This window comes from Erwinia phyllosphaerae (genome assembly GCF_019132875.1).
Taxonomy (GTDB): domain Bacteria; phylum Pseudomonadota; class Gammaproteobacteria; order Enterobacterales; family Enterobacteriaceae; genus Erwinia; species Erwinia phyllosphaerae.
Genome location: NZ_JAHSPF010000006.1, coordinates 228,846 through 254,264, shown reverse-complemented (window position 1 = coordinate 254,264; position 25,419 = coordinate 228,846). Strand labels below are relative to the sequence as shown.

The 25,419-nt window shown below is 53.8% G+C and carries 20 protein-coding genes; 15 read left to right on the top strand and 5 right to left on the bottom strand.

Annotated elements, in window-relative coordinates; all coding sequences use genetic code 11:
• Positions 1-446: 446 nt before the first annotated feature.
• The 5 genes from KUE00_RS13045 (at position 447) to glmS (ending at position 7,152) form a co-directional block, all read left to right on the top strand.
• Positions 447-2,642 (top strand): glycoside hydrolase family 18 protein, encoded by a 2,196-nt coding sequence (locus KUE00_RS13045; protein WP_246760325.1) that lies wholly within the window; start codon positions 447-449, stop codon positions 2,640-2,642.
• Positions 2,643-2,725: 83 nt separating this feature from the next.
• Positions 2,726-3,214 carry a lysozyme gene (locus tag KUE00_RS13040; protein WP_246760324.1) on the top strand — a complete coding sequence of 163 codons (489 nt, stop codon included), beginning with the start codon at positions 2,726-2,728 and terminating at the stop codon, positions 3,212-3,214.
• Between the two features lie 23 nt (positions 3,215-3,237).
• Positions 3,238-3,570 (top strand): phage holin family protein, encoded by a 333-nt coding sequence (locus KUE00_RS13035; protein ID WP_246760323.1) that lies wholly within the window; start codon positions 3,238-3,240, stop codon positions 3,568-3,570.
• Positions 3,571-3,787: 217 nt separating this feature from the next.
• On the top strand, positions 3,788-5,158 hold the full coding sequence (gene glmU, locus KUE00_RS13030; protein ID WP_246760322.1) for a bifunctional UDP-N-acetylglucosamine diphosphorylase/glucosamine-1-phosphate N-acetyltransferase GlmU: 1,371 nt from the start codon (positions 3,788-3,790) through the stop codon (positions 5,156-5,158).
• Between the two features lie 161 nt (positions 5,159-5,319).
• Positions 5,320-7,152: a glutamine--fructose-6-phosphate transaminase (isomerizing) gene (gene glmS / locus KUE00_RS13025; RefSeq protein WP_246760321.1), complete on the top strand. Its 1,833-nt coding sequence runs from the start codon at positions 5,320-5,322 to the stop codon at positions 7,150-7,152.
• 204 nt (positions 7,153-7,356) lie between these two features.
• Here the strand turns inward: glmS and KUE00_RS13020 are convergent, their stop codons facing one another.
• Positions 7,357-8,283 carry a LysR family transcriptional regulator gene (locus KUE00_RS13020; RefSeq protein WP_246760320.1) on the bottom strand — a complete coding sequence of 309 codons (927 nt, stop codon included), beginning with the start codon at positions 8,281-8,283 and terminating at the stop codon, positions 7,357-7,359.
• A gap of 151 nt (positions 8,284-8,434) precedes the next feature.
• Between KUE00_RS13020 and KUE00_RS13015 the strand changes: the two genes are divergently transcribed.
• From KUE00_RS13015 to KUE00_RS12985, 7 genes are all read left to right on the top strand, one after another.
• Entirely contained in the window at positions 8,435-9,319 is an 885-nt protein-coding gene (locus KUE00_RS13015) for a DMT family transporter (protein ID WP_246760319.1), read from the top strand.
• A gap of 211 nt (positions 9,320-9,530) precedes the next feature.
• Positions 9,531-10,571 (top strand): phosphate ABC transporter substrate-binding protein PstS, encoded by a 1,041-nt coding sequence (gene pstS, locus KUE00_RS13010; protein ID WP_246760318.1) that lies wholly within the window; start codon positions 9,531-9,533, stop codon positions 10,569-10,571.
• Positions 10,572-10,637: 66 nt separating this feature from the next.
• Positions 10,638-11,600, top strand: coding sequence for a phosphate ABC transporter permease PstC (gene pstC / locus KUE00_RS13005; protein ID WP_246760317.1), 963 nt, complete (start codon positions 10,638-10,640; stop codon positions 11,598-11,600).
• Positions 11,597-12,484, top strand: coding sequence for a phosphate ABC transporter permease PstA (gene pstA, locus KUE00_RS13000; protein WP_246760316.1), 888 nt, complete (start codon positions 11,597-11,599; stop codon positions 12,482-12,484). Before pstC ends, pstA begins: the two co-directional genes overlap by 4 nt.
• A 47-nt stretch (positions 12,485-12,531) precedes the next feature.
• Positions 12,532-13,302: a phosphate ABC transporter ATP-binding protein PstB gene (gene pstB, locus KUE00_RS12995; RefSeq protein WP_246760315.1), complete on the top strand. Its 771-nt coding sequence runs from the start codon at positions 12,532-12,534 to the stop codon at positions 13,300-13,302.
• A 17-nt stretch (positions 13,303-13,319) separates the two neighbouring features.
• Entirely contained in the window at positions 13,320-14,051 is a 732-nt protein-coding gene (gene phoU, locus KUE00_RS12990; RefSeq protein ID WP_246760314.1) for a phosphate signaling complex protein PhoU, read from the top strand.
• 174 nt (positions 14,052-14,225) lie between these two features.
• Entirely contained in the window at positions 14,226-15,416 is a 1,191-nt protein-coding gene (locus KUE00_RS12985) for an MFS transporter (RefSeq protein WP_246760362.1), read from the top strand.
• A 43-nt stretch (positions 15,417-15,459) separates the two neighbouring features.
• On the opposite strand, the gene yieH is transcribed toward KUE00_RS12985, so the two are convergent.
• Positions 15,460-16,122 carry a 6-phosphogluconate phosphatase gene (yieH, locus tag KUE00_RS12980; protein WP_246760361.1) on the bottom strand — a complete coding sequence of 221 codons (663 nt, stop codon included), beginning with the start codon at positions 16,120-16,122 and terminating at the stop codon, positions 15,460-15,462.
• Between the two features lie 207 nt (positions 16,123-16,329).
• On the opposite strand from yieH, the gene KUE00_RS12975 reads away from it, so the two are divergent.
• The gene (locus KUE00_RS12975; RefSeq protein ID WP_246760313.1) at positions 16,330-17,643 is read left to right on the top strand and encodes an NCS2 family permease; all 1,314 of its coding nucleotides are present in this window, start codon (positions 16,330-16,332) and stop codon (positions 17,641-17,643) included.
• 37 nt (positions 17,644-17,680) lie between these two features.
• Here the strand turns inward: KUE00_RS12975 and KUE00_RS12970 are convergent, their stop codons facing one another.
• Positions 17,681-18,397, bottom strand: coding sequence for a 4'-phosphopantetheinyl transferase family protein (locus KUE00_RS12970; RefSeq protein WP_246760312.1), 717 nt, complete (start codon positions 18,395-18,397; stop codon positions 17,681-17,683).
• A gap of 426 nt (positions 18,398-18,823) precedes the next feature.
• Here KUE00_RS12970 and KUE00_RS12965 point away from each other — a divergent pair, with 426 nt between their 5' ends.
• Both KUE00_RS12965 and KUE00_RS12960 read left to right on the top strand, forming a co-directional pair.
• The gene (locus KUE00_RS12965) at positions 18,824-20,110 is read left to right on the top strand and encodes an HlyD family secretion protein (RefSeq protein WP_246760311.1); all 1,287 of its coding nucleotides are present in this window, start codon (positions 18,824-18,826) and stop codon (positions 20,108-20,110) included.
• Positions 20,103-22,199, top strand: coding sequence for a peptidase domain-containing ABC transporter (locus KUE00_RS12960; RefSeq protein ID WP_246760310.1), 2,097 nt, complete (start codon positions 20,103-20,105; stop codon positions 22,197-22,199). The genes KUE00_RS12965 and KUE00_RS12960 overlap by 8 nt, the downstream gene beginning before the upstream one ends.
• Positions 22,200-22,314: 115 nt before the next feature.
• On the opposite strand, the gene mnmE is transcribed toward KUE00_RS12960, so the two are convergent.
• Together mnmE and yidC are read right to left on the bottom strand one after the other, a co-directional pair.
• A complete protein-coding gene (mnmE, locus tag KUE00_RS12955; RefSeq protein WP_246760309.1) occupies positions 22,315-23,679 on the bottom strand; it encodes a tRNA uridine-5-carboxymethylaminomethyl(34) synthesis GTPase MnmE in 1,365 nt (454 codons plus the stop codon).
• 87 nt (positions 23,680-23,766) lie between these two features.
• Positions 23,767-25,410, bottom strand: coding sequence for a membrane protein insertase YidC (gene yidC, locus KUE00_RS12950; RefSeq protein ID WP_246760308.1), 1,644 nt, complete (start codon positions 25,408-25,410; stop codon positions 23,767-23,769).
• Between the last annotated feature and the right edge of the window lie 9 nt (positions 25,411-25,419).

The following is a 25,419-nucleotide window of genomic DNA, read 5'->3' as shown; positions in this document are numbered from 1 at the left end:
TTTGCTTTGTTCTGCCGATTCTTATTGTGGCGGGAATATATCAGCAGCAGCCTCAGAATTAAGCGCTAATTATTGCAATGCGGCACGCATTTTTTGCTGCGGACAGCCCGCAGAGCCGCAGCCGCACAGGCGTTGTGGCGTTTGCCATCGTTAGTCTGTACATCCACATCCTGAAAGCTGTTTATCCATGATTGATAAAAAATGCGTCCTCAATGCAGCCTTAATTATAACTATATTTAAAGCCGCAACTTATGAGTCACGACTATACGGCTTTTCATACAGCGTAAAGTTTGAATAATTTTTATTTAACGGATAATCCTGCTTGCTAAACATTATTCTTTATTTGTAACTGGCGAGCGTAACGGTATCAGGTAAAAGTGACTTCGCCTTCAGGGTAATCCCGTGATGAGCATTTCACTATAACTTCTATCTGATAAGGATTTACCATGAGTAAATTGATTCAAAAGGATACCTACACCGAGCAGTCGTATAAGATGGATGGCTTTGATCCAAAAACCAATACATCTGAATACAGCTATACCTCTGGCCGTGTAGCTCAACGCGTATACAACAAATATAATACAGCGGGTAAACCTAAACTGTTTGGTTACTACACTGACTGGGCCCACTACGATCAGCGTCAGACTGATAATAACGGCGCTCTTGCTAAAGATCTGCGTGGTCGCGGTATCGATATCACCAAACTGGACCCAACCGCTTACGATAAAATCATTTTTGGCTTTACCGGCATCGTGGGTGATAAAGGCGCCAATAAGCAAAAAATCGATCAGGCAGCGGCCTGGACCGGTAAGAAAACGAATGAGATGACCATTCTGGATCCGTGGGGCGACTGCCAGTCTTACGTTAACTGCGGCTACTCTGGCTGGAAAGCCTTTGGTTTTGGCCCTGGTACTACTTATCCTGCCGATGGCCAGGGAGACTGCTTCTATCAGGATAACCCTAACCTGCAGGGTGTGCTGGGCGCGATGCGTGACCTGCAGAAAAAAGCAGCCTCACAGGGCCACGATCTGAAGCTCTCTTTCAGCCTGGGCGGCTGGACCATGAGCGAAGCGTTCCACGAACTGGCCAAAAGCCAGAGCGCCATTGATACGCTGGTAGCCAGCATTATCGATTTCATGCAGCGCTTCCCAATGTTCTCTGAAATCGATATCGACTGGGAATATCCAAACGCAGCCGGTGCCGGTAACCCTTACGGCCCGGAAGATAGCGCCAACTACGTTAAGCTGATGGATAGCCTGAACAAAGCGCTACAGGCTAATAGCCTGAGCCATGTAAAAATCAGCATCGCGGCTTCAGCCAATATCGATGTACTGAAGTACTCCAATATCAAAGAGCTGATTTCAGCCGGTCTTTACGGCATCAACCTGATGACCTATGACTTCTTTGGTACGCCATGGGCAGACGGTCTGGGCCATCATACCAATCTGTACAAAACGCCACACTCTACCTATAGCCTGGAAGAAGCGGTTGAGTATCTGCTGGAACTGGGTGTGGATCCTGAAGCGATTAACATTGGTTATGTAGGTTACTCACGTAGTGCCAAAGGCAGCGACATTAGTTCGTTCTCACCATTAAAAGGTTCTTACGACGGCAGCGGCACTACCGTAGGTACTTTTGAGTCCGGCTGTGTTGAATGGTATGACGTGATTAACAACTACCTGGATCTGGAAAACCAGTGTGGTCGTAACGGCTATAACGTCTATACCGATGACGTCGCCTGTGCGGACTATCTGTACAGCCCAACCTCTAAGGTTTTCCACTCTATTGATACTCCGCGTACCGTACGTGAAAAAGCACGATACGTTATCGAAAAAGGCCTGGGCGGTCTGTTCACCTGGACTATCGATAACGATAACGGCCTGCTGGTAAACGCGGGTCGCGAAGGGATGGGTTGCCCAATTGTTCAGCAGAACATCGATATGGCCCCTTTCTACTTTAAAGGCATCAACATTGATGGCGAAACGCCAGTTGACCCGGTAGAACCAGTTGACCCGGTAGAACCAGTTGACCCGGTAGAACCAGTTGACCCAGTTGACCCAGTTGACCCAGTTGACCCGGTTGACCCGGTTGACCCGGTTGACCCGGTTGACCCGGTTGACCCGGTTGACCCGGTTGACCCGGTTGACCCAGTTGACCCAGTTGACCCAATCGACCCGGTAGATCCAGGTGAAGATAAAGTAGGTCCTGAAGCCGTTATCACCATGAAAGTGCCAAATGGCTGCAAGCTGGTGTTCAGCGCTATAAATTCAGCTAACGCAGTCAAATACGATTGGTCTGCAACCAGCAGTATCCAGCTAAGCGCGCCGCAGTCTGAAGAGACGGAAGCGCAAATGCCAACGGTTTCTGCCGATTCTGTTGCCAGAGTAGATCTCACTGTTACCGATGCAAAAGGCAACAGCAGTAGCTCCTCGTATGCGTTCTGGATTGCTACGGAATGGCACCCGGTTACACCGGCAGAGCCTTCTGACTACGCTGAGTGGAGCGCAACGGAAATTTATGTAGAAAACGACAAAGTTTCATACAAAGGCGTTAACTACATTGCCCGCTTCTGGAACAAAGGAAGCGAGCCGGGTCTGGAAGAAACCACCGGCCAGTACGGCAAGCCATGGTCAGTGCTGTAACGGATTTAGGGTAATCGATTGATACCACCAAAGAGTGTCTTCTTAGAAGACGCTCTTTATTTTATCTTGTATGGCGAACGGTAATGAACGTTTCTCAAAATGGTATTGGCTTTATAAAAGCCACAAGAGGATTCCAGCCAAAAGCTTATCTGAATGCGTCGGGACTATGGGCTATTGGTTACGGACATAAAAACAATATTGCAGCTGGTGATGTTATTACGCCAGAAGAGGCAGAGGTTTTGCTGCATCAGGATATAAAAAGATGCGGTGATATTGTTAATAGCGCTGTCGATATTCCTCTCACGCAAAATCAATTTGATGCGCTTGTCTCCCTGACCCTTGATATTGGCGCAGGGAAGAGAGGGGTAAGCAGTGGCCTGGTTGAGCTGCGCAGCGGCCAGCCGTCAACGCTACTGATGTTTTTAAACCAGGGGTGTTATGCCGCCGCGGCAGAGCAGTTTGGCAGCTGGATTTATGTTAATAATATTCTGATTAAAGAGTTAATCTATCGCAGGGAGTGCGAAAAAAATATTTTTCTCCCAAAAAATAAATCGAGCATGTTTAAAAGCTGATTTATATTTATAAGGTTTACGTTATGACAGGTAATAATGAAAGTTTAGTACTGTTGAGGATGTTGACAGAAAATAATCTGATCGATTCTATGATAGTTGCCAGCGTCGGCGGCGTGGTGAATTACTTTATTCATAGCGAACTGCTGGAAAATGTTAAAGGCAAGCTAAGTTATTTTTCAAAGCACGTTTTTATTTCCATGTTCACCGGATTTATTGTCGGCCTGATCTGTATTGATTTTCCCACCAGCATCACGCAAACGCTGCTGCTTGCCGCCATAGCAGGCACCAGCGGCAGTGAGGTGATCGTGGTGCTACAGAAAAAAGTCTCAGGCTGGCTGGAGAGTAAGCAGATTTGAGCGTCATAACCGTAGCCCATTCCAGAACAGTAAGGCGCAGATGAGCTTTGATGATATCATGCCAGCGCTAAGGGAAAATTCCCTGTACCAGCAGGAATTTTCCCTTTTTTGGCCCGGTAGAAAGTATTTTTGAACGGTAAAAGAAGTAGTAATTTTATCGCAAACCAGGTCTACTTTTCGCCGTAAAGGCAGATTTCAAAAACCAGGCAGGTTATCTATGTCAAACAGCGCCATGAGTGTGGTGATCCTTGCAGCAGGCAAGGGAACCCGTATGTATTCCGATCTCCCTAAAGTTCTTCATCTGTTAGCCGGTAAGCCCATGGTTCAGCACGTTATTGATGCGGCTAACGGCGTAGGGGCGGATAACGTTCATCTGGTTTATGGCCATGGCGGCGAGCTTTTGCAGTCCACCTTAACGGATCCGTCATTGAACTGGGTATTGCAGGCAGAGCAGCTGGGCACCGGCCACGCAATGCAGCAGGCCGCGCCTTACTTTGCCGATGGCGAAGATATCCTGATGCTATATGGCGATGTGCCTTTGATTTCCACCGAAACGCTACAGCGTCTTCGCCAGGCCAAACCCCAGGGCGGTATCGCGCTGCTGACGGTCATTCTGGATAACCCTACCGGCTACGGTCGTATTCTGCGCGAGCAGGATCAGGTGGTAGGCATCGTTGAACAAAAAGATGCCACGCCGGAACAGCTGGCCATTCGTGAAATCAACACCGGCATTCTGCTGGCCAACGGTGCCGATTTAAAACGCTGGCTAAGCAAGCTGACTAACGATAACGCCCAGGGCGAATATTACATCACGGATATTATCGCGCTGGCGCACCAGGAAGGCCGCACAACGCAAACGGTACAGCCTGCGCGCAGTTCCGAAACGGATGGCGTAAATAACCGTCTACAGCTGGCGACGCTGGAACGTATTTATCAGGCGCAGCAGGCGGAAAAGCTGCTGCTGGCTGGCGTGATGCTGAAAGATCCCGCCCGTTTCGATCTGCGTGGCGAACTCACGCACGGTCGTGATGTAGAGATCGACACCAACGTCATTATTGAAGGCAAAGTTCATCTTGGCGCTCGGGTAAAAATTGGCAGCGGCTGCGTGTTGAAAAACTGCACCATCGGCGACGACTGCGAAATCAGCCCGTATAGCGTGCTGGAAAACGCCGTGCTGGCGACAGCCTGCACCGTCGGCCCGTTTGCTCGTCTGCGGCCGGGCAGCTCCCTTGCCGAGGGCGCGCACGTCGGTAACTTTGTTGAAATGAAAAAAGCCTCGCTGGGCAAAGGCTCTAAAGCGGGCCATCTGAGCTATCTGGGCGATGCGGAAATTGGTGCCAACGTGAATATCGGTGCCGGCACCATCACCTGTAACTATGACGGCGTAAATAAATCGCTGACGGTAATCGGCGACGATGTGTTTGTCGGTTCAGATACGCAGCTGGTGGCGCCGGTATCGGTCGCGGCAGGCTCGACCATTGCGGCCGGCACCACGGTCATGAAAGATATCCCGGCTAAAGGTTTGGCCTACAATCGTAAAGATCAGAATCTGAAAACCGACTGGCAGCGGCCAGCAAAGAAAAAATAATTTTACGGGCGGCGAAGATCGCCCGACAGCAGTAAGGGATGCTGGTCATCCCACATAAAAATAACCCCACTCTCTACAAGGCTCGGGGCACCGGAAATAACCGGAACAAACAGGCAAAAGACTAAGTTAATGGCCAAGGCCATAACGTCAGGAATACAACTATGTGTGGAATTGTTGGTGCAGTAGCGCAACGTGATATCGCAGAAATCCTGTTAGAGGGATTACGTCGCCTGGAGTATCGGGGTTACGACTCCGCCGGTCTGGCTGTCGTCACCTCTGAAGGAAAAATCACTCGCCTTCGCCGCTTAGGCAAGGTGCAGAAACTGGCGGAAGCGGCAGAAACTACGCCGCTGGTTGGCGGAACGGGGATCGCGCATACGCGTTGGGCAACGCACGGCGAGCCGTCAGAAGCTAACGCCCATCCTCATATCTCAGAACATATCGTTATCGTACATAACGGCATTATTGAAAACCACGAGCCGCTGCGTGAGCGGATGAAGGCGCTGGGTTACCACTTTGCTTCCGAAACGGATACGGAAGTGGTGGCGCATCTGGTGCACTGGGAGCAGAAGCAGGGCGGCGGATCGCTGCGTGAAGTGGTGCAACGCGTTATTCCTCAGCTACGCGGTGCGTACGGCATGGTGATAATGGACAGCCGCGATCCTTCCGTGCTGGTGGCCGCGCGCTCAGGCAGCCCGCTGGTGATTGGCCGTGGCGTGGGCGAAAACTTTATCGCCTCTGACCAGCTGGCGCTGCTGCCGGTAACGCGTCGCTTTGTCTATCTGGAAGAAGGCGATATTGCAGAAGTGACCCGCCGTGACGTGACCATTTTCGACCGTCTGGGCGAGCGCGTGCAGCGCAGCGAAATCGAATCTAACGTACAGTACGATGCGGGCGATAAAGGGCTTTATCGCCACTACATGCAGAAAGAGATCTACGAGCAGCCGATGGCGATTAAAAACACCCTGAGCGGGCGTTTCAGTCACGGCGAGGTTGACCTTTCGGAGCTTGGGCCGAACGCCAGTGCGCTGCTGGCGCAGGTTGAGCATATTCAGATCGTCGCCTGTGGCACCTCTTACAACTCCGGTATGGTTTCCCGCTACTGGTTTGAAGCGCTGGCCAACGTGCCGTGTGACGTAGAGATTGCTTCTGAGTTCCGCTATCGCAAATCGGCAGTACGTAAAAACAGCCTGATGATTACGCTGTCGCAGTCCGGCGAAACAGCAGATACGCTGGCGGCGCTGCGCCTGTCAAAAGAGCTGGGCTATCTCGGCTCGCTGGCAATCTGTAACGTGGCCGGTTCTTCGCTGGTGCGCGAGTCCGATCTGGCGCTGATGACCAAGGCCGGCACGGAAATCGGCGTAGCTTCCACTAAAGCGTTTACCACCCAGCTGACCGTTTTACTGATGCTGGTAGCGAAAATTGGCCGCCTGAAGGGCGTCGATGCGCAGATCGAGCACGATATCGTGCACGGTTTACAGGCATTGCCGAGCCGCATTGAGCAGATGCTGTCCCAGGACAAGCTGATTGAAACGCTGGCGGAAGAGTTCTCTGATAAGCATCACGCGCTGTTCCTGGGCCGTGGCGATCAGTATCCGATTGCGATGGAAGGCGCGCTGAAGCTCAAAGAGATCTCCTATATCCATGCAGAAGCCTATGCGGCTGGCGAGCTGAAACATGGCCCGCTGGCGCTGATCGATGCTGAAATGCCGGTTATCGTGGTGGCACCAAACAACGAGCTGCTGGAAAAACTGAAGTCGAACATTGAAGAGGTGCGCGCGCGTGGCGGCCTGCTCTATGTGTTCGCCGACAGGGATGCCGGTTTTGTGGACAGCGAAGGCATGCGCATTATTCCACTGCCGCACGTAGAAGATATTATTGCGCCAATCTTCTATACCGTGCCGCTACAGCTGCTTTCCTACCACGTTGCGCTGATTAAAGGCACAGACGTGGATCAGCCGCGTAACCTGGCAAAATCGGTGACGGTCGAGTAACCCATAAAGTTGCTGCTCCTGTCAGTACGGCAGGTCTGACAGCGATAAAGCCCGGCTATACTTCTCAAACAAGTATACCGGGCTTTTTTTATGGCGAAATTATCGGCATTCCCTGACAGCCGTCTCTCGGCCGGAAGATAAATAAAAAAGGTAACCGCTACTAAAATCGCTACTTTTTTCAGGCGACTATAGGAAGAGATGAGATTACGTATTGTCGCTGACAATCTTCTCTACCAGAAAATCGATCAGCGCCCGGCATTTTGGCGGTAAGAAACGATCGGGATGATAGAGGATCCAGGACATACCGTAATAGGCGTTCATATAATCCCAGTCTGACAGCACCTCGGTAACAATGCCTGCGGCAAGCGCATCACGTACGGCAAACCGGGGGAAACAGCCAATGCCTAAGTGGCTAAGCACGCCTTCCAGACGCGCCTTGCTGTGGTTGGTGGCGTAGCGGCCGCGTACCTTTACGCTAATACACTCCCGCGTTTGCAGATGTCGGAATTTCCAGATGTCATCCCCGGCCACTTCACCCAAATAAATACAGCTGTGCTGCGCCAGATCGGCGGGATGCTGCGGACAGCCGTTATCACGTAGATAATCAGCAGAGGCGCAAAGAACATGGTTCACCCGAAACAAAGGCCGCGCCGCCAGGTTTTCGGGCGGCCTGTCGGTTATACGCACAATTAAATCAACGTCGTCGCTGATAAGGTCGACGGGGCGATCCGTCAGCCTGAGCTGGATATCGACCTGCGGATAACGCTGCAAAAATTCTTCAATATGCGGCGCAATCAGCACTTTGCCCCAGGCGCGCGGCGCGCTGATTTTTACCAGCCCCTGCGGCGCAGTATTGATTCGTTCGGCCAAATCCAGCACCGACTGCGCCGATCGTATCATCTCGCTACAGTGCGCAAAGGCTTCCGTTCCGGCGGCGGTAAGCTTTAGCCGCCGCGTGGTTCTTTCCAGCAGCTTTACCGCCAGCGCTTTTTCAAGGCTGGCAATCTGGCGGCTGACCGACGAGGCGGTGGTATCCAGCTGTTCAGCCGCTGCGGAAAAGCTTCCCGCCTCCACAACTTTTACGAAAACCGCCATATAAGGCAGCAAACCCATGTGTTGATTTGTTCTCATAGCGCAAAAGTCTTGTTTATCAGCCCTGATTATTTATCGGAAAAACATCGCCCATAATCGCCGCTCGGCAATGCAGTTAACCATACAGGCTGCACGGTACGTGAGGAAAGCAATGTGCTGCTTTTTCAGCCTTTTTTATCGGATATTTATCATGATTAATAACAGAATAAAACCGAGTGCGGAATGGCTGCTGCTGGCGGTGGCCGTGGTATGGGGCACCAGCTACGGTCTGGCAAAGCAGGCGCTGCTTTTTTATCCCGTGGTGGGCTTTCTGCTGATTCGTTTTCTGCTTACCTTTCTTATCCTGCTGCCTACGTTGAAAAACGTCTGGCGACAGGCAGTACCGCCAGGCATCGCTTTAGGCACCGTGCTGTTCACTATTTTTCTCTGCGAAACCTATGGCGTGGCGCATACCAGCGCCAGTAACGCTGCTTTCCTGATCAGCCTTTGCGTAGTGCTGACGCCTTTTGTGGAATGGCTGATGTTTCGCCAGCGGCCTGAAAACGACATCTTTATTGCGGCGGCGTTGTCTCTGTTCGGCGCGCTGCTGCTGACCGGTACGACGCATATTGCCATGAACGGCGGCGATCTGCTGATGCTGGCGGCGGCGCTGCTGCGGGCGTTAATGGTTTGCCTGACCAGAAAACTGATCCAGCACCGGGCTATTCCGGCACTGGCTTTAACGGCGGTGCAAACCGGCGTCGTCGCCTGCGGTTCGCTGATAGCGTTACTGCTTACCCAAAAAGGTATTCCACCGCTGCCAGACAGTTTCAGCTTCTGGAGCATCACGCTCTACATGGTACTTTTCTGCACGCTGTTTGCTTTCTTTGCGCAAAACTACGCGGTGAAACGTACTACCGCCACGCGGGCATCGTTGTTAATGGGGTCGGAGCCGCTTTTCGGCGCGCTGTTCGCCGTCCTGTGGCTACAGGAAGCGCTGACGCCGCTTGCCTGGCTGGGCGGCATACTGATTGTTGCTTCTTCGCTGTGGGCGACGCGGCCTCGCCAGCCTCGTGCCGTTGCCGTGCAGGAGTAGTCCGCCAGAAGAAACGGGTAAACAGAATGCCGCGACGGCAGGCTTGATTCAAACCGGCTTTTTCTGCGCCAGAGAGATAAAAGAAGGTCGTCATAAAACTGTCATATTGTGGACATGTTACTGTCATCAAACTGTCCTATTTTGCCTCCAGCAGCAATCATTATTCAGACTAAAACAGTATAAAGACTGACTTTAATCCCCTGGAGGGAATATGACACTGATGCAAAAAACCCTGGCTCAATGCGTGGCTGTCACGCTTTCACTGAGCGCGGTTTCCGCTTTTGCCGCCGATAATCTTACGGGTGCAGGCGGGACTTTCCCGGCACCGGTTTATAACAAGTGGGCGGCCGAGTACAACAAAGCAACAGGCGCGCAGATTAACTATCAGGGCATTGGTTCCTCCGGCGGCGTAAAACAGATTATTGCCAAAACTGTCGATTTCGGGGCTTCCGATGCGCCGATGAAAGATGAAGATTTACAGAAAAACGGCCTGTTCCAGTTCCCTACCGTGATCGGTGGCGTGGTGCTGGCGGTGAATATTCCCGGCGTGAAGTCGGGCGAGCTGACGCTGGACGGCAAAACCGTTGGCGATATCTACCTGGGCAACGTAAAAAAATGGAATGACCCGGCGATTCTTGCACTGAATCCGGGGATCAAACTGCCTGATTCCAACATCAACGTGGTTCGCCGCGCTGACGGTTCCGGCACCTCGTTTGTCTTTACCAGCTACCTGGCGAAAGTGAGCAGCGACTGGAACAGCAAGGTGGGCAAAGGCAACACCGTTAACTGGCCAGTTGGCCTGGGCGGCAAAGGTAACGACGGCGTCGCCGCTTTCGTCCAGCGTCTGCCTGGCTCCATCGGCTATGTGGAATATGCCTACGCCAAACAGAACAACCTGGCCTATACCAAACTGCTGGATGCCGACGGCAAAGCCGTTTCCCCTGGCGAGCAGAGCTTTAGCGACGCGGCGAAAGGCGCAGACTGGAGCAAATCTTTTGCCCAGGATCTGACGTACCAGAAAGGCGACAACGCGTGGCCAATTACCTCTACCACGTTCATTCTGATGCACAAAGATCAGGCTAACGCCGAGAAGGGCGCTGCCGTGCTGAAGTTCTTTGACTGGGCTTATAAAAACGGTAGCCAGACTACCACCAGCCTGGATTACGCGGCTCTGCCAGACTCCGTGGCCGATCAAGTACGCGCCGCATGGAAAACTAACATCAAGGACAGTTCAGGCAAAGCGCTGTATTAAGCTGACTGAATGACAGGTCCCGGGCGGCCTCTGCGCCGCCCAAAAACTTTCACTATCGAGAATTCTATGGCTACATCCAGGCCGACATTCAACGCTCCCGGCAAGCAGGGTGACATTATTTTTAGCGCGCTGGTTAAGCTGGCTGCGCTGATTGTGTTATTGCTGCTCGGCGGCATTATTGTCTCGCTCATCTTCTCCTCCTGGCCCAGCATCCAGAAATTTGGCTTCTCTTTCCTGTGGACCAAAACCTGGGATGCGCCTAACGAACAGTTTGGGGCGCTGGTGCCGATTTACGGCACGCTTGTTACCTCGGCTATCGCGCTGATTATCGCCGTGCCCGTCAGCTTCGGTATTGCGCTGTTTTTGACTGAGCTTGCGCCAAACTGGCTGAAGCGTCCTTTGGGCGTGGCGATTGAACTGCTGGCCGCCATCCCCAGCATCGTTTATGGCATGTGGGGCCTGTTTATCTTCGCGCCGCTGTTTGCTACCTATTTCCAGACGCCGCTGGGTGACCTGATGGCGAACATTCCCATTGTTGGCGCGCTCTTCTCCGGCCCGGCCTTTGGGATCGGCATTCTGGCCGCCGGTATTATCCTGGCCATTATGATTATTCCCTATACCGCCTCGGTGATGCGCGACGTGTTCGAGCAGACGCCAGTGATGATGAAAGAGTCCGCTTACGGCATTGGCTGCACGACCTGGGAAGTGATTTGGCGCATCGTTCTGCCGTTCACCAAAAACGGCGTCATTGGCGGCGTCATGCTAGGTCTTGGCCGCGCGCTGGGCGAAACCATGGCGGTGACCTTTATCATCGGCAACACCTACCAGCTCGACAGCGCTTCGCTGTTTATGCCGGGTAACAGCATTACCTCCGCGCTGGCAAACGAGTTTGCGGAAGCGGAGTCCGGCGTCCATACCGCCGCGCTGATGGAGCTGGGCCTGATCCTGTTCGTGATTACTTTTATTGTGCTGGCCTGCTCGAAGCTGATGATCCTTCGTCTGGCAAAAAGTGAAGGAGCGCGTTCATGAGCATGATGGCGTTACAGTCCCGTGCCGATCTGGAAGCCTCCCGCCGCAAAATGCAGGCATGGCGGCGCATGAAAAACCGTATTGCCCTGGCGCTCTCTCTGCTGACCATGGCTTTTGGCCTGTTCTGGCTGGTGTGGATACTGTGGGCCACCGTGACGCGCGGCATCGACGGCATGACGCTGTCGCTGTTTACGGAAAATACGCCGCCGCCGAACACGGCCGGAGGCGGGCTGGCCAACGCGATCATGGGCAGCGGCCTGCTGATGTTCTGGTCAACGGTGGTCGGCACGCCGTTAGGCATTCTGGCCGGGATCTATCTGGCCGAATATGGCCGCAAATCCTGGCTGGCGGAAACCATCCGCTTTATTAACGACATCCTGCTCTCCGCGCCTTCTATCGTGGTCGGCCTGTTTGTCTACACGCTGGTGGTGGCGCGGATGCAGCACTTTTCCGGTTTTGCGGGCGCGGTAGCGCTGGCGCTGCTGCAAATCCCTATCGTTATCCGCACCACGGAAAATATGCTGAAGCTGGTGCCGGACAGCCTGCGCGAAGCGGCCTATGCGCTGGGCACGCCGAAATGGAAAATGATTTCCGCTATTACGTTGAAAGCTTCTGTTTCGGGCATTCTGACCGGCATCCTGCTGGCGGTTGCGCGTATCGCCGGTGAAACGGCCCCGCTGCTGTTTACGTCGCTTTCTAACCAGTTCTGGAGCACCGACATGATGCAGCCGCTGGCTAACCTGCCGGTGACGATCTTTAAGTTCGCCATGAGCCCGTTTGCCGAATGGCAGAGCCTGGCCTGGGCGGGCGTGCTGCTGATTACCGTCTGCGTGTTGATTTTAAATATTCTGGCACGCGTGATTTTTGCCAAAAGCAAACACTGATTAAAAAAAGCGCGGCTACGGCGGCGCGAAGAAAAGCGAGAAAGAGAATGGCTGACAACATTTCCGGCAATATGATCCAGGTTCGTGATTTGAATTTTTACTACGGGAAATTTCACGCGCTGAAGAACATCAATCTGAATATTGCTAAAAACCAGGTAACCGCCTTTATCGGCCCCTCGGGCTGCGGCAAATCCACGCTGCTGCGTACGTTTAATAAAATGTTTTCGCTCTATCCGGAGCAGCGCGCAGAAGGCGAAATTCTGCTGGATGGCGAAAATATCTTAACCGCCAGCCAGGACATTGCGCTGCTGCGCGCCCGCGTGGGCATGGTGTTTCAAAAACCAACGCCGTTCCCGATGTCGATTTACGATAACATCGCTTTTGGCGTGCGCTTATTTGAAAAACTTTCCCGTGCCGAGATGGACGAGCGCGTACAATGGGCGCTGACCAAAGCGGCGCTGTGGAGCGAAACCAAAGACAAGCTGCACCAGAGTGGCTACAGCCTTTCCGGCGGCCAGCAGCAGCGTTTGTGTATCGCGCGCGGCATCGCTATCCGGCCTGAGGTTCTGCTGCTGGACGAGCCTTGCTCGGCGCTGGATCCGATCTCTACCGGGCGCATCGAAGAGCTGATCACCGAACTGAAACAGGATTACACCGTCGTGATCGTGACGCATAACATGCAGCAGGCGGCGCGCTGTTCTGACCATACGGCTTTTATGTATCTGGGCGAGCTGATCGAGTTTAGCGATACGGATACGCTGTTTACCAAACCGCACCAAAAACAAACCGAAGACTACATTACTGGCCGCTATGGTTAAGTTGACTGGAGAAGTGCATGGACAACCTCAATCTGAATAAACATATCTCCGGGCAGTTCAACGCCGAGCTGGAGCACATTCGTACCCAGGTTATGACCATGGGCGGCATGGTAGAAAAACAGCTGACGGATGCCATTGTGGCGATGCATAACCAGGATGCTGAACTGGCGCAGCGCGTCATCGATGGCGACCAGAAAGTTAACATGATGGAAGTGTCGATTGACGAGGCTTGCGTACGCATCATCGCCAAACGTCAGCCAACCGCCAGCGACCTACGGCTGGTGATGGCGATCATCAAAACCATTTCCGAGCTGGAGCGTATTGGCGACGTGGCGGAAAAAATCAGCCGCACGGCGCTGGAAAAATTTGGCCAACAGCACCAGTCGCTGCTGGTTAGCCTGGAGTCGCTGGGCTATCACACCATCCAGATGCTGCACGATGTGCTGGACGCCTTTGCGCGGATGGATCTGAATGCTGCCATTGAGATTTACCGGGAAGATAAAAAGGTCGACCAGGAATATGAAGGCATCGTGCGCCAGCTGATGACCTACATGATGGAAGATCCGCGCACGATTCCCAGCGTGCTGACCGCGCTGTTCTGCGCTCGCGCCATTGAGCGTATCGGCGACCGCTGCCAGAACATTTGCGAAATCATCTTCTATTTCGTTAAGGGACAGGATTTCCGTCACGTCGGCGGCGATAAGCTGGACGAGCTGCTGACCGGCGAAAGCGACGAAAAACCGGTCTGATTATCTGGCTTCCATAAGGTGCTCATCGCCCTGATGCGCATCTTTTGTTTTGATGATCGGTTCGCCCGCAAGGTTGGTTGACCCGCGCGCGTCATTTATACTTGCCGCACTTAACACCGGCAAGGAACTCCCGTGACTCAGTCATTAAAAAAAAGCGTGACGCCCGGCAAAGCGATGCTGGCCGCCATCGGCGGCTATGCGATGGATGGTTTTGACCTGCTGATCCTCGGCTTTATGCTGCCCGCTATCAGTCTCTCCCTGGCGTTGACGCCATCGCAGGCCGGTTCGCTGGTTACCTGGACGCTGATCGGCGCGGTCATCGGCGGCGTAGTGTTCGGCCACCTCAGCGACAGGCTTGGCCGCATCCGTGTGCTGACCTTTACTATTCTGATGTTTGCCGTGTTTACCGGCCTGTGCGCCGTTGCCCAGGGCTACTGGGATCTGCTGACGTACCGCACGCTCGCGGGTGTCGGCCTGGGCGGCGAGTTCGGCATTGGCATGGCGCTGATAGCGGAAGCGTGGCCCGCCAGCAAACGTAACCGGGCTTCTGCCTGGGTTGGTATTGGCTGGCAGCTTGGCGTGCTGCTGGCGGCTTTTATCACGCCGCTGCTGCTGGGTTATATCGGCTGGCGCGGTATGTTTCTGGTGGGATTATTGCCTGCGGTCGCCTCATTCATGATCCGCCGTGGACTGGGTGAGCCGGAAGGCTTTACGCGTCACGTAGATGTTCATCAGGGATTGTCCTTTGCCGCCAGGCTGAAGCTGCTGTTTAAAGACGCCGCGACGGCCAAAGCCAGCCTGGGCATTTTTATCCTCTGTTCGGTGCAAAACTTTGGCTACTACGGTTTGATGATCTGGATGCCCGCTTACCTCTCCAGCAGCTTTGGCTTTTCCCTGACGAAATCCGGGCTGTGGACGGCGGTGACCGTGGTAGGGATGACCTTTGGTATCTGGCTATTCGGCATGCTGGCGGATCGTTTTGCCCGCTGGAAAATCTTTTTGCTTTACCAGACTGGCGCAGTGGCGATGGTGATCCTCTATGCGCAGCTGCGCGATCCCATGGTGATGTTGTTTACCGGCGCGGTGATGGGGATGTTCGTTAACGGCATGATCGGCGGCTACGGCGCGCTGATTTCTGATACCTATCCCGTGCAGGTTCGCGCGACGGCGCAGAACGTTTTATTCAATCTGGGACGCGGCGTCGGCGGCTTTGGCCCGCTGGTCATTGGGCTGCTGGCGGTAAAACTTTCTTTCGGGGCGGCCATTACCCTGCTGGCGCTGATCTACCTGCTGGATATTATCGCCACGCTGTTTCTGCTGCCGAAAACGCAGGGCAAAGAGGACGCGCTGGGCGCCATTGGCTGAGCAGGAACCGCCGGACGAGAAACGCTCTCCGGCGCAACGGTTTTCAGCGCGTAAGCTGCCAGCCTCTTTCCCGCCACAGCGCTGGCAGCTGGGCCATATCATTAAAAGGCGTCACCAGCGGATGATCCAGCGGCTGGTTGTGCGCGTCCGCGCAGTAATAGAACACCGGGATACCGGCAGCAATACCCGCTTTTGCTCCCGCCTCGGAATCGTCTACCAGAATACACTGCTCGATTGGCACCGCCATTTGCCGCGCCGCGTAGAACATCAGCGCCGGATCGGGCTTCCAGCTCTCAATCGTATAGCCGCTGTACAACCGGTCATCAAAAAAGGACAGCATGCCGGTCAGACCAAGCGAATGCTGCATTTTCGGTACGGTGCCGTTGGATACCACGCACATGGGCGCGGTTATCTGCTCCAGCAGCGCTTTTGCGCCCGCAATCGGCTGTAGCTGTTCGTCAAACAGCCGCGCCACTTCCTGACGGTAGGCAGGCTCCAGCTCTTCTACGCTGGCGCTGAGATGATGCTCAGCGGTAACGTCGGCGATGATATCGTACAGCTTCACGCCTTTATATTTTTCAAACATTTCCTGTAGCGACAGCCGGGCGCCGTAGCGCGCAAAGGTGTTTACATAGGCCTGGGTACAGAGCAGCTCGCTGTCCACCAGCGTCCCGTCACAATCAAAAAATACACAGCTAACCGACATCGATTCATCCTTAATAATAAATGTTCTCTCCACTTTAATTATCCTTGAGCAGAATGCGACCTGAAAATGTCAATTTCAGTTAACGGCGGTGAAGTGACGGTAAAAGAGGCGCAATCGGTTGCGAAAAAACCCCGGTGCTCTCTGGCAAATTAAAATTTATCAGTTAGGATAGCCGACGATAACTTTTCTCCGTTTTGGAAACTCACAATGAATAACTCAGGTCTACTGCAGCGGATCTTTAAACTCCAGGAACACGGCACGACGGTGCGGACGGAAGTGGTCGCCGGATTCACGACCTTTCTGACCATGGTTTACATCGTCTTCGTCAACCCGCAGATCCTTGGCGTGGCGGGCATGAATACGCAGGCCGTGTTTGTGACAACCTGTTTGATTGCTGCATTCGGCAGTATCCTGATGGGCCTGGTGGCCAATCTGCCGGTAGCGCTGGCGCCTGCCATGGGCCTGAACGCCTTTTTCGCCTTCGTGGTCGTGGGTGCCATGGGGATCTCCTGGCAGGTGGGAATGGGTGCTATTTTTTGGGGCGCCGTAGGCCTGCTGCTGCTGACGCTGTTTCGCGTGCGTTACTGGATGATCGCCAATATTCCGGTGAGCCTGCGCGTGGGGATTACCGCCGGAATTGGGTTATTTATTGCGATGATCGGCCTGAAAAATGCCGGTATCGTGGTGCCAAATAAAGAAACGCTGGTGGCCGTAGGCGATTTGACCTCCCATAGCGTACTGCTGGGGGCGCTGGGCTTCTTTATCATCGCGATTCTGGCCTCGCGCAATATTCACGTCGCGGTGCTGGTCTCTATCGTTGTGACCACGCTGATTGGCCTGGCGCTTGGCGACGTCAAATACGGCGGCGTATTCTCTGCGCCGTCCGGCATGACCGCCGTACTGGGACAGGTCGATTTAAAAGGCTCGCTGAATATCGGCATGGCCGGCATCATCTTCTCCTTTATGCTGGTTAACCTGTTTGACTCTTCCGGTACGCTGATTGGCGTGACCGACAAAGCGGGCCTGACCGATGAAAAAGGGACGTTCCCACGCATGAAGCAGGCGCTGTTTGTCGACAGCATCAGCTCCGTTGCGGGCGCTTATATCGGTACCTCTTCCGTTACCGCCTATATCGAAAGCTCTTCCGGCGTTTCTATCGGTGGTCGTACCGGGCTGGTGGCGGTGGTAACAGGTATTCTGTTCCTGCTGGTGATGTTCCTGTCGCCGCTGGCCGGTATGGTGCCAGCCTATGCGGCCGCTGGCGCGCTGATCTACGTTGGCGTGCTGATGACTTCCAGCCTTGCGCGCGTGAAATGGGATGATTTAACCGAAGCGGTGCCGGCCTTCGTGACGACGGTGATGATGCCGTTCAGCTTTTCTATTACCGAAGGCATCGCGCTGGGCTTTATCTCTTACTGCGTGATGAAGCTGGGTACCGGCCGCTGGCGTGAAATGTCGCCATGCGTCATCGTGGTAGGACTGCTTTTCGTGCTGAAAATCGTTTTTATTGACGCTCATTAACAGCCAACGGGCGGGTCGATAAGCGTCGGCCCGCTCGTTAAAAATGCGCCAGTTTCTCTGGCGGCAGGCTGGTCAGCCGTAGCGTTCGCGGCCCCATACTTTTCGAACTCAGTCCCTTCCAGTTATTTTCCGCAAATTCCCACAGTGATAAACGCTCGCAGCCTGGCGAAAGCGCGCACGACCAGACAATCAGCGGTTCAACATCGGAAATGGCTTCAATATCCGGCAAAAGCAGCGATCGCAGCCGTCCGGAAGCGGGATGGAGCCTTAGCGACTCTTTTGCCTTATCGTCCGTGAGCTTGAGTATGCTTTGCCGCAGCGTCCAGAGCTGGGTGGCGGCTTCTACGGGATCGGCCTGCGCCTGCGCCCAGGCTTTTTCACCGGAGGAGATTTCACGGGAATACTGTTCCAGCGTCTGTCGGCTGTGCGCGCGAACGATTTCCATATCCAGCCCGGCACAGGTACCTTCTTCCGCCAGCAGCACGCCAATAATGTTTCCCGCATAGGCAATACTAAAATCCGGCAGGTCGGGATCGGCAAAGCGCGGGCGTCCGTTAAGGGCGGCGGTTAGCGCAGGCAACTGAGGAATACCGTACAGCCGCAGCATAGTTTCGGCCAGCAGCATACGTGAGGCGAGAAAACGCATTCGCCGCCGCTCCGGCAGTGTCTGCGCCGCTTCGGTGACCTGTCGGGAGAGTCGGTGTAGGGGAATGTTGGCATCCGTCAGGCTCCAACGTACAAAATGACTTGCCATCTGTCGCTCCGTGAAAATGGTCGGAAAATCATCGCGCTATTGTAAGAATTTTCCTGGTAAATATCACGCAACTTTCCTGTTACGAACAGAAATTAGGATTAATATTAATTTACAGTCCTGCTTATTAATCCCGCCAGGCAGTATTTTTACGCTGAAATTTTTTCCATTCCATTATCATTATTAACGGCTCACCTTTTTTTATATAACGTTAATAAATGTCATATAAGTAACGTAACCTGCCGCAAGTAAGCTATTTTTACTGGAATTAATCAATGATGTTAACTGGATTTATTCTATTGCTATAAAAATGGAGTTGATAAAGTAAGGGAGAATAGTGTACTTTCCACAGCCAGGCACGGAACGCCGGGTTTTTATCCGCCATGACCAGGGGATAACAACCCTTTATTCTTTTAATTTAAGAAAGCTATGGAAAGAAAACCGCTATTTCGCATGGAAGCCGTCCAGCATCTTAAAACCAAATGGCTGGGCAAAGCGCTACTGACATCAGGCTATCCCGCATGGGCCGTCGCCGTTGTTTCCGTTCTGTTTTTTATTCTGCTGTTGCTGTTTATCCTGGGCGGCTCTTTTACCCGCCGCATCAACGTGACCGGAGAAGTTATCTCTCTGCCGCACGCTATTACCATCTTCGCCCCGCAGCAGGGTTTTATTACTAAAAAGTGGCCGGAGGCGGGCGATTTAATAAAGAAAGGCGAACGCCTTTACCAGATTGATGTTAGCCGTACCACCTCATCAGGTAACGTCAGCGAGCGCTCGGTGGAAGCGATTAACCACCAGATTGCGCTAACGGAAAATATCATTGAAAGGCTGGCGGAAAATAAAGCCACTACCTTAAAAAATTTGCAGAACCAGCTGGAAAAATATCGTATCGCCCATGAGAAATCGCAGCGTTTAATTACCGATAGCGGAAACGGCGTAAAAGATATGCGTAAAAGCATGACCAACTATAGCGATTATCTGCGTAAAGGGTTAATCACTCAGGAACAGTTCGCCAACCAGCGCTACCTCTTTTACCAACAGCAAAACGCCTGGCAAGGCCTCAACACGCAGGCGATTCAGGAAGCACTGCAAATCAGCGCGCTGGAGAGTGAGCTGCTGACCAAAGGCATCGAGTATGACAACCAGATTTCACAGTATCAGTATCAGCGTAGCGATCTGAAACGGCAGCTGGCGGAAGTGAATGCCAGCGGCTCGCTCTTTATCACAGCGCCCAGCGACGGAAAAATCGAAAGCATGAGCGTAACGGAAGGGCAGATGGTGGCACAGGGAGACAGCCTGGCCCAGCTGATGCCGGCCAGCAGTACCCGTTATTACCTGATGCTCTGGATCCCGGATACCAGCGTGCCTTACCTCCATCCCGGCGATGGTATCAATCTGCGTTACGAGGCTTTCCCGTTTGAAAAATATGGCCAGTTTCCCGGCAGGATTTTATCCATTTCCAACGTCTCCGCCTCTTTCCAGGAAATGGGTAAATATAACTCAATACCGCGTACCGACGGCGTGATTGCCCCCTATTACAAAGTGATTGTGGCGCTTGAGCAAGGGCGCTTCAGCTATCAGGGCAAGCCGCTGACGCTGGCCAGCGGGATGAAGGCGCAGGCCACGCTGTTTCTGGAGAAGCGGCCAATCTGGCAGTGGATGTTATCGCCTTACTATGACCTCAAAAAAAGCATTAGCGGGCCTGTAAATGAATGATTCGATTTTTAATGACATCCTGCGTCGTCTGAACTTCAGCTTTCGGCGCAAGGTTCCCGTGGTGTTACAAACGGAAGCGGCGGAGTGCGGGCTGGCCTGTCTGGTAATGGCCTGCCGCTACCACGGCATGGATATCGACTTGTTCAATTTACGTAGCCGGTTTGGTATCTCTTCTCATGGCGCGACGCTGGCGGTGCTGATCGACATTGGCAGGCAGCTAAAGCTGAAAACGCGGCCTCTATCGCTGGATCTGGACGAGCTGAAGCAGCTAAAAACGCCCTGTTTACTGCACTGGGACATGAGTCACTTTGTCGTGCTGGTGGCCGTGCGCGGCTCGCGCTTTATTTTGCACGATCCGGCATTTGGCAGACGAGTGGTAGGGCTGGCGGAAATGTCACAGCATTTCTCCGGCGTCGCGCTGGAGCTGTGGCCAGACAGCGAATTTACCCGTATTAAACAGCGCAGCCGTCTGAGCTTTGGCACGATGATGAAAAATATCAGCGGGCTGCCCGGCTTTCTCACTAAAATTTTCTGCCTGTCGCTGGTTATCGAAGCGGTTAACCTGCTGATGCCGGTGGGGACGCAGCTGGTGATGGATCACGTCATTATTGCCGAAGATCATGATTTGCTGGCGCTCATCTGCATGGGGCTGCTGGGTTTTATTCTGTTTCGCACTTTTGTCAGCATGCTGCGTGCCTGGACATCGCTGGTGATGGGATCGCTGATAGACGTGCAGTGGAAAGCGGGCATGTTCGATCACCTGCTTAACCTGCCGCTGCACTACTTTGAAAAGCGCAAGCTTGGCGATATCCAGTCCCGCTTTGGTTCGCTGGACGTGATCCGCACCACGCTAACCAGCAGCATTGTGAACGGCATTATTGATTCGCTGATGTCGGCTGGCGTTTTTATCATGATGTTTTTGTACGGCGGCTGGCTGGTCTGGGTGGTGTTGGGTTTTACGCTGATTTATATGATCCTGCGCCTGGCTACCTATCAGCGCTATCGGCAGGCGCAGGAGGAGCAGATTGTGAAGGGCGCGCGGGCCGGTTCGCATTTTATGGAAAGCCTGTACGGCATCGGCACGCTTAAAGCGCTGGGTATAACCGCCCGGCGAGCGCAGTTCTGGCTCAATCTGACTATCGATACCACCAACGCCACTATCCGGCTGACCAAACTGGATTTGCTGTTTGGCGGCGTAAATACTTTTATCAGCACCCTCGATCAGGTGGTGATCCTGTGGCTGGGCGCCTCAATGGTGATCGACGGTAATATGACGCTGGGGATGTTTGTGGCGTTCAACGCCTATCGCGGACAGTTTTCCGATCGCGCTGCCAGCCTGATCAATATGGTCTTACAGCTGAAAATGCTGGCGCTGCACAGCGACAGGGTGGCAGACATTGTTTTTACCGATGCGGAGGAGTTGCAGCCCGGGCGCTCGCTGGCCACGGTTGATGAACCGGCTGGCTTTGAAGCGCGCGGCGTCACCTACCAGTACGACAAGCTGTCCAGACCTGTTTTTAGCGGCCTGAATATTTCCGTGGCACCCGGAGAAAGCGTGGCGATCGTCGGGCCTTCCGGCATTGGCAAAACCACATTAATGAAAGTGATGGCTGGCCTGCTGACGCCGGTTGAAGGTGAGATCCTGATTAACGGTCTGGATATTAACAAAGCAGGGCTGAATAACTATCGCGACTGTATTGCGTGCGTGTTGCAGGAAGATAAGCTTTTTGCGGGGTCGATAGCCGAAAACATCGCCAGTTTTGACGGCGAAAAAGAGATGGAGCGCATTATACGCTGCGCGATGGACTGCAATATCCATCAGGAAATTACGGCGATGCCGATGGGCTACGAAACCTTGATCAGCGAGCTGGGCGGCAGCCTTTCCGGCGGTCAGAAACAACGGTTGCTTATCGCCAGAGCTTTATACCGACGGCCTAATATTCTGTTTCTGGATGAGGCAACCAGCCATCTGGATCTGGCCAACGAAGCGCATATCAACGCCTCTGTCGCCGCGCTGAAAATTACCCGCATATTTATTGCTCACCGGCCGTCCACGATTGCCAGCGCGGACAGGGTGATTGAGCTGTAAGGCTCGGCTACCAGAGTACTGACTCAGAAAGCCTGCGCTTTTCACAAAGATGCCCTCGTGGAGGCTCGGCACGGGCCATCCTTGGCCCACAATGCTTTGTTTCAGGCGCTGCCGCTTATTTCCCGATGCAAAAGCTGGAAAAAATACGGCCCAGCAGATCGTCAGAGGTAAATTCGCCGGTAATTTCACTCAAGCTTTGCTGCGCGACCCGCAGCTCTTCCGCCAGCAGCTCACCCGCTTTGGCACCCAGCAGCTGCTCTTTACCCTGAAGTAAGTGAGTAGCTGCTAACTCCAGCGCCTGAAGATGGCGACGGCGCGCCAGGAAGCCGCCTTCCGTATTGCCCGCAAAGCCCATCGACGCTTTCAGGTGATTACGCAGGACGTCAATGCCTTCACCGGTACGCGCAGAAAGGCGGATAAGTGAGTGATTATTTACTTCCGTCATGCCGAGCGTTTCGCCAGTAACGTCCGCTTTATTACGTACCACGGTGATCGGCAGGGTCGCCGGCAGGCGGGCAATAAAGTCTGGCCAGATGTCGCCAGGCTCTGTCGCCGCAGTGGTCGTGCCATCAACCATAAACAGCACGCGGTCGGCCTGTTCGATTTCATGCCAGGCCCGTTCAATACCGATGCGTTCAACCTCGTCACTGGCTTCGCGTAGCCCTGCGGTATCGATAATATGCAGCGGCATGCCGTCGATATGGATATGCTCGCGCAGCACGTCACGGGTTGTACCGGCAATATCGGTCACAATCGCCGCTTCTCGTCCGGCCAGCGCGTTCAGCAGGCTGGATTTTCCGGCGTTAGGCCGTCCCGCAATCACCACTTTCATCCCTTCGCGCAGCAAACTGCCCTGGCGCGCCTCGGCCCGCACGCTGTCCAGATCGGCAATAACCTGATTCAGCTGGGCTTCGATTTTACCGTCCGACAGGAAATCGATCTCCTCATCCGGAAAATCAATTGCGGCTTCTACGTAGATGCGCAGGTGAGTAAGTGCTTCCACAAGAGTATTAACCCGCAGCGAAAACGCGCCCTGTAGGGAGTTCACCGCCGAGCGTGCCGCCTGCTCCGAACTGGCGTCAATCAGGTCAGCGATAGCTTCAGCCTGAGCCAGATCCAGCTTGTCGTTAAGGAAAGCACGTTCTGAAAATTCGCCGGGACGCGCGATGCGTACGCCAGGCAGGGCGACGATACGTTTCAGCAGCAGATCCAGAATAACCGGGCCGCCGTGGCCCTGTAGTTCCAGCACGTCTTCACCGGTAAAGGAGTTCGGGCCGGGAAACCACAGCGCAATCCCCTGGTCCAGCGTGACGTTATCGGCATCGCGAAAGGGCAGATAGTCGGCGTAGCGGGGCTTCGGCAGTTTACCCAGCAGCGCGTGGGCCACGTCGGCGGCCCCGGGGCCGGAAACGCGCAGAATACCGACGCCACCGCGTCCTGGCGGCGTCGCCTGGGCAACGATAGTCTCGCTATGACTCATGTTCTGATCTCTTTTTAAGGCAAAAAAATAAGGCGGTCAGTTGACCGCCTTATGATAGCACCCACTAAATCTGTGGATGGGTATCCGTTATGCTTTTTTCTTGTCGCGGCTATGCAGGCCACGTTTTTCCAGCCCGCGATAAATCAGCTGCTGCTGGATAATGGTCACCAGGTTACTGACGATGTAGTACAGCACCAGACCAGACGGGAACCACAGGAAGAACACGGTGAAGATGACCGGCATAAAGGTCATGATCTTCTGCTGCATTGGGTCAGTCACGGTGGTTGGCGACATCTTCTGGATGAAGAACATCGTCATGCCCATCAGGATTGGCAGAATGTAGTATGGGTCCTGCGCAGACAGGTCATGGATCCACAGGGCGAACGGCGCGTGGCGCAGCTCGATAGAACCCATCAGCATATAGTAAAGCGCAAGGAAGATTGGCATCTGGATAACCAGCGGCAGACAGCCACCCAGCGGGTTAACCTTCTCTGCTTTATACAGCGCCATCATCTCCTGGCTCATACGCTGCTTGTCTTCACCTAAACGCTCACGCATCGCCTGAATTTTCGGCTGCAGCATACGCATTTTCGCCATGGAGGTGTACTGCGCTTTGGTCAGCGGGTACATGATGCCACGAACGATAAAGGTGATAACGATAATGGAGAAGCCCCAGTTACCGATAAAGCTGTGCAGGAACTTCAGCAGCTTAAACAGCGGCTGAGAGATAAACCACAGCCAGCCGTAGTCCACGGTCAGGTCAAGGTGAGGCGCGATGGCCGCCATTTTGTCCTGAATTTCCGGGCCAACCCACAGCGTGGCGGACAGGTTCTGCTGCGCGCCAGGCGCAACGGAAACCGGCGTAGATTTATAGCCTACTGCGGCAATACCGTTACCCAGGTTGCTGGTGTAAAGCGTATTGGCGCCGTTGGTGCGCGGCACCCAGGCCGTAGCGAAATACTGCTGAAGCATCGCTACCCAACCGTTGTTGGTGTTGACGTTCAGGTTTTCGTTATCGCTGATTTTGTCGAACTTATACTTTTCGTAGTTGGTCTCACTGCTGGAGTAAGCCGCGCCACGGAAGGTATGCAACGCAAAGTTGTTGCTGCCAGTATCGCGATGTTTTGGCAGGTCGATGGTCTGCTTCAGCTGACCAAACATGGCCACTTCCAGCGGCTGCTGGGTGGTGTTGTTAACCTGATAATCGACGTTGACGGCAAACTCACCGCGCTTCAGCACGAAAGTTTTGGTATAGGTCGCGCCGTTTTCCGCCGTAAAGGTCATCGGAATCCGCAGCTCGCTGGCGCCATCAGCCAGTACAAAGTTGTCCTGGGTAGTGGTATAGAGAGGACGAGCGCCGTTGGCCGGGTTATCCGGGCCGTTGCGTCCGGTCAGACCGCTCTGCGCCTGATAAAGAAAGCCTGGCGAGGTTTCCAACAGCTGGAAAGGCTGTGAAGAGCCCAGCTTGTCCGGGTAAGTCAGCAGCTGCGCCTGCTCAATATCGCCACCGCGAGTATTGATCTGTAAAGACAGGACGTCAGTCTTAACGGTGATCGTTTTGCCCTGGCCGCTGGCGGGTACACCCTGGTTTGCGGCATCACCGGCTGCTGTCGTGTTTTGTGTGGTCTGGGTTTGCGCAGGCTGCGGAGCATGGTCCGTTTGCCAGGTTTGCCAGATCATAAAAGACACGAACAGAAAAGCGATGAGAAAAAGATTGCGTTGCGAATCCATCGTTAATGT

Excerpts from the sequence above, each read along its gene's own strand:
- KUE00_RS12965 (WP_246760311.1), top strand. The coding sequence starts at position 18,824 with ATGGAAAGAAAACCGCTATTTCGCATGGAAGCCGTCCAGCATCTTAAA.
- pstA (WP_246760316.1), top strand. The coding sequence starts at position 11,597 with ATGAGCATGATGGCGTTACAGTCCCGTGCCGATCTGGAAGCCTCCCGC.
- yidC (WP_246760308.1), bottom strand. The coding sequence starts at position 25,410 with ATGGATTCGCAACGCAATCTTTTTCTCATCGCTTTTCTGTTCGTGTCT.
- KUE00_RS12970 (WP_246760312.1), bottom strand. The coding sequence starts at position 18,397 with ATGGCAAGTCATTTTGTACGTTGGAGCCTGACGGATGCCAACATTCCC.
- KUE00_RS12975 (WP_246760313.1), top strand. The coding sequence starts at position 16,330 with ATGAATAACTCAGGTCTACTGCAGCGGATCTTTAAACTCCAGGAACAC.
- pstS (WP_246760318.1), top strand. The coding sequence starts at position 9,531 with ATGACACTGATGCAAAAAACCCTGGCTCAATGCGTGGCTGTCACGCTT.
- KUE00_RS13035 (WP_246760323.1), top strand. The coding sequence starts at position 3,238 with ATGACAGGTAATAATGAAAGTTTAGTACTGTTGAGGATGTTGACAGAA.
- KUE00_RS13045 (WP_246760325.1), top strand. The coding sequence starts at position 447 with ATGAGTAAATTGATTCAAAAGGATACCTACACCGAGCAGTCGTATAAG.
- KUE00_RS12960 (WP_246760310.1), top strand. The coding sequence starts at position 20,103 with ATGAATGATTCGATTTTTAATGACATCCTGCGTCGTCTGAACTTCAGC.
- KUE00_RS12985 (WP_246760362.1), top strand. The coding sequence starts at position 14,226 with ATGCTGGCCGCCATCGGCGGCTATGCGATGGATGGTTTTGACCTGCTG.
- phoU (WP_246760314.1), top strand. The coding sequence starts at position 13,320 with ATGGACAACCTCAATCTGAATAAACATATCTCCGGGCAGTTCAACGCC.
- mnmE (WP_246760309.1), bottom strand. The coding sequence starts at position 23,679 with ATGAGTCATAGCGAGACTATCGTTGCCCAGGCGACGCCGCCAGGACGC.
- KUE00_RS13020 (WP_246760320.1), bottom strand. The coding sequence starts at position 8,283 with ATGAGAACAAATCAACACATGGGTTTGCTGCCTTATATGGCGGTTTTC.
- pstC (WP_246760317.1), top strand. The coding sequence starts at position 10,638 with ATGGCTACATCCAGGCCGACATTCAACGCTCCCGGCAAGCAGGGTGAC.
- KUE00_RS13015 (WP_246760319.1), top strand. The coding sequence starts at position 8,435 with ATGATTAATAACAGAATAAAACCGAGTGCGGAATGGCTGCTGCTGGCG.
- KUE00_RS13040 (WP_246760324.1), top strand. The coding sequence starts at position 2,726 with ATGAACGTTTCTCAAAATGGTATTGGCTTTATAAAAGCCACAAGAGGA.
- pstB (WP_246760315.1), top strand. The coding sequence starts at position 12,532 with ATGGCTGACAACATTTCCGGCAATATGATCCAGGTTCGTGATTTGAAT.
- glmU (WP_246760322.1), top strand. The coding sequence starts at position 3,788 with ATGTCAAACAGCGCCATGAGTGTGGTGATCCTTGCAGCAGGCAAGGGA.
- glmS (WP_246760321.1), top strand. The coding sequence starts at position 5,320 with ATGTGTGGAATTGTTGGTGCAGTAGCGCAACGTGATATCGCAGAAATC.
- yieH (WP_246760361.1), bottom strand. The coding sequence starts at position 16,122 with ATGTCGGTTAGCTGTGTATTTTTTGATTGTGACGGGACGCTGGTGGAC.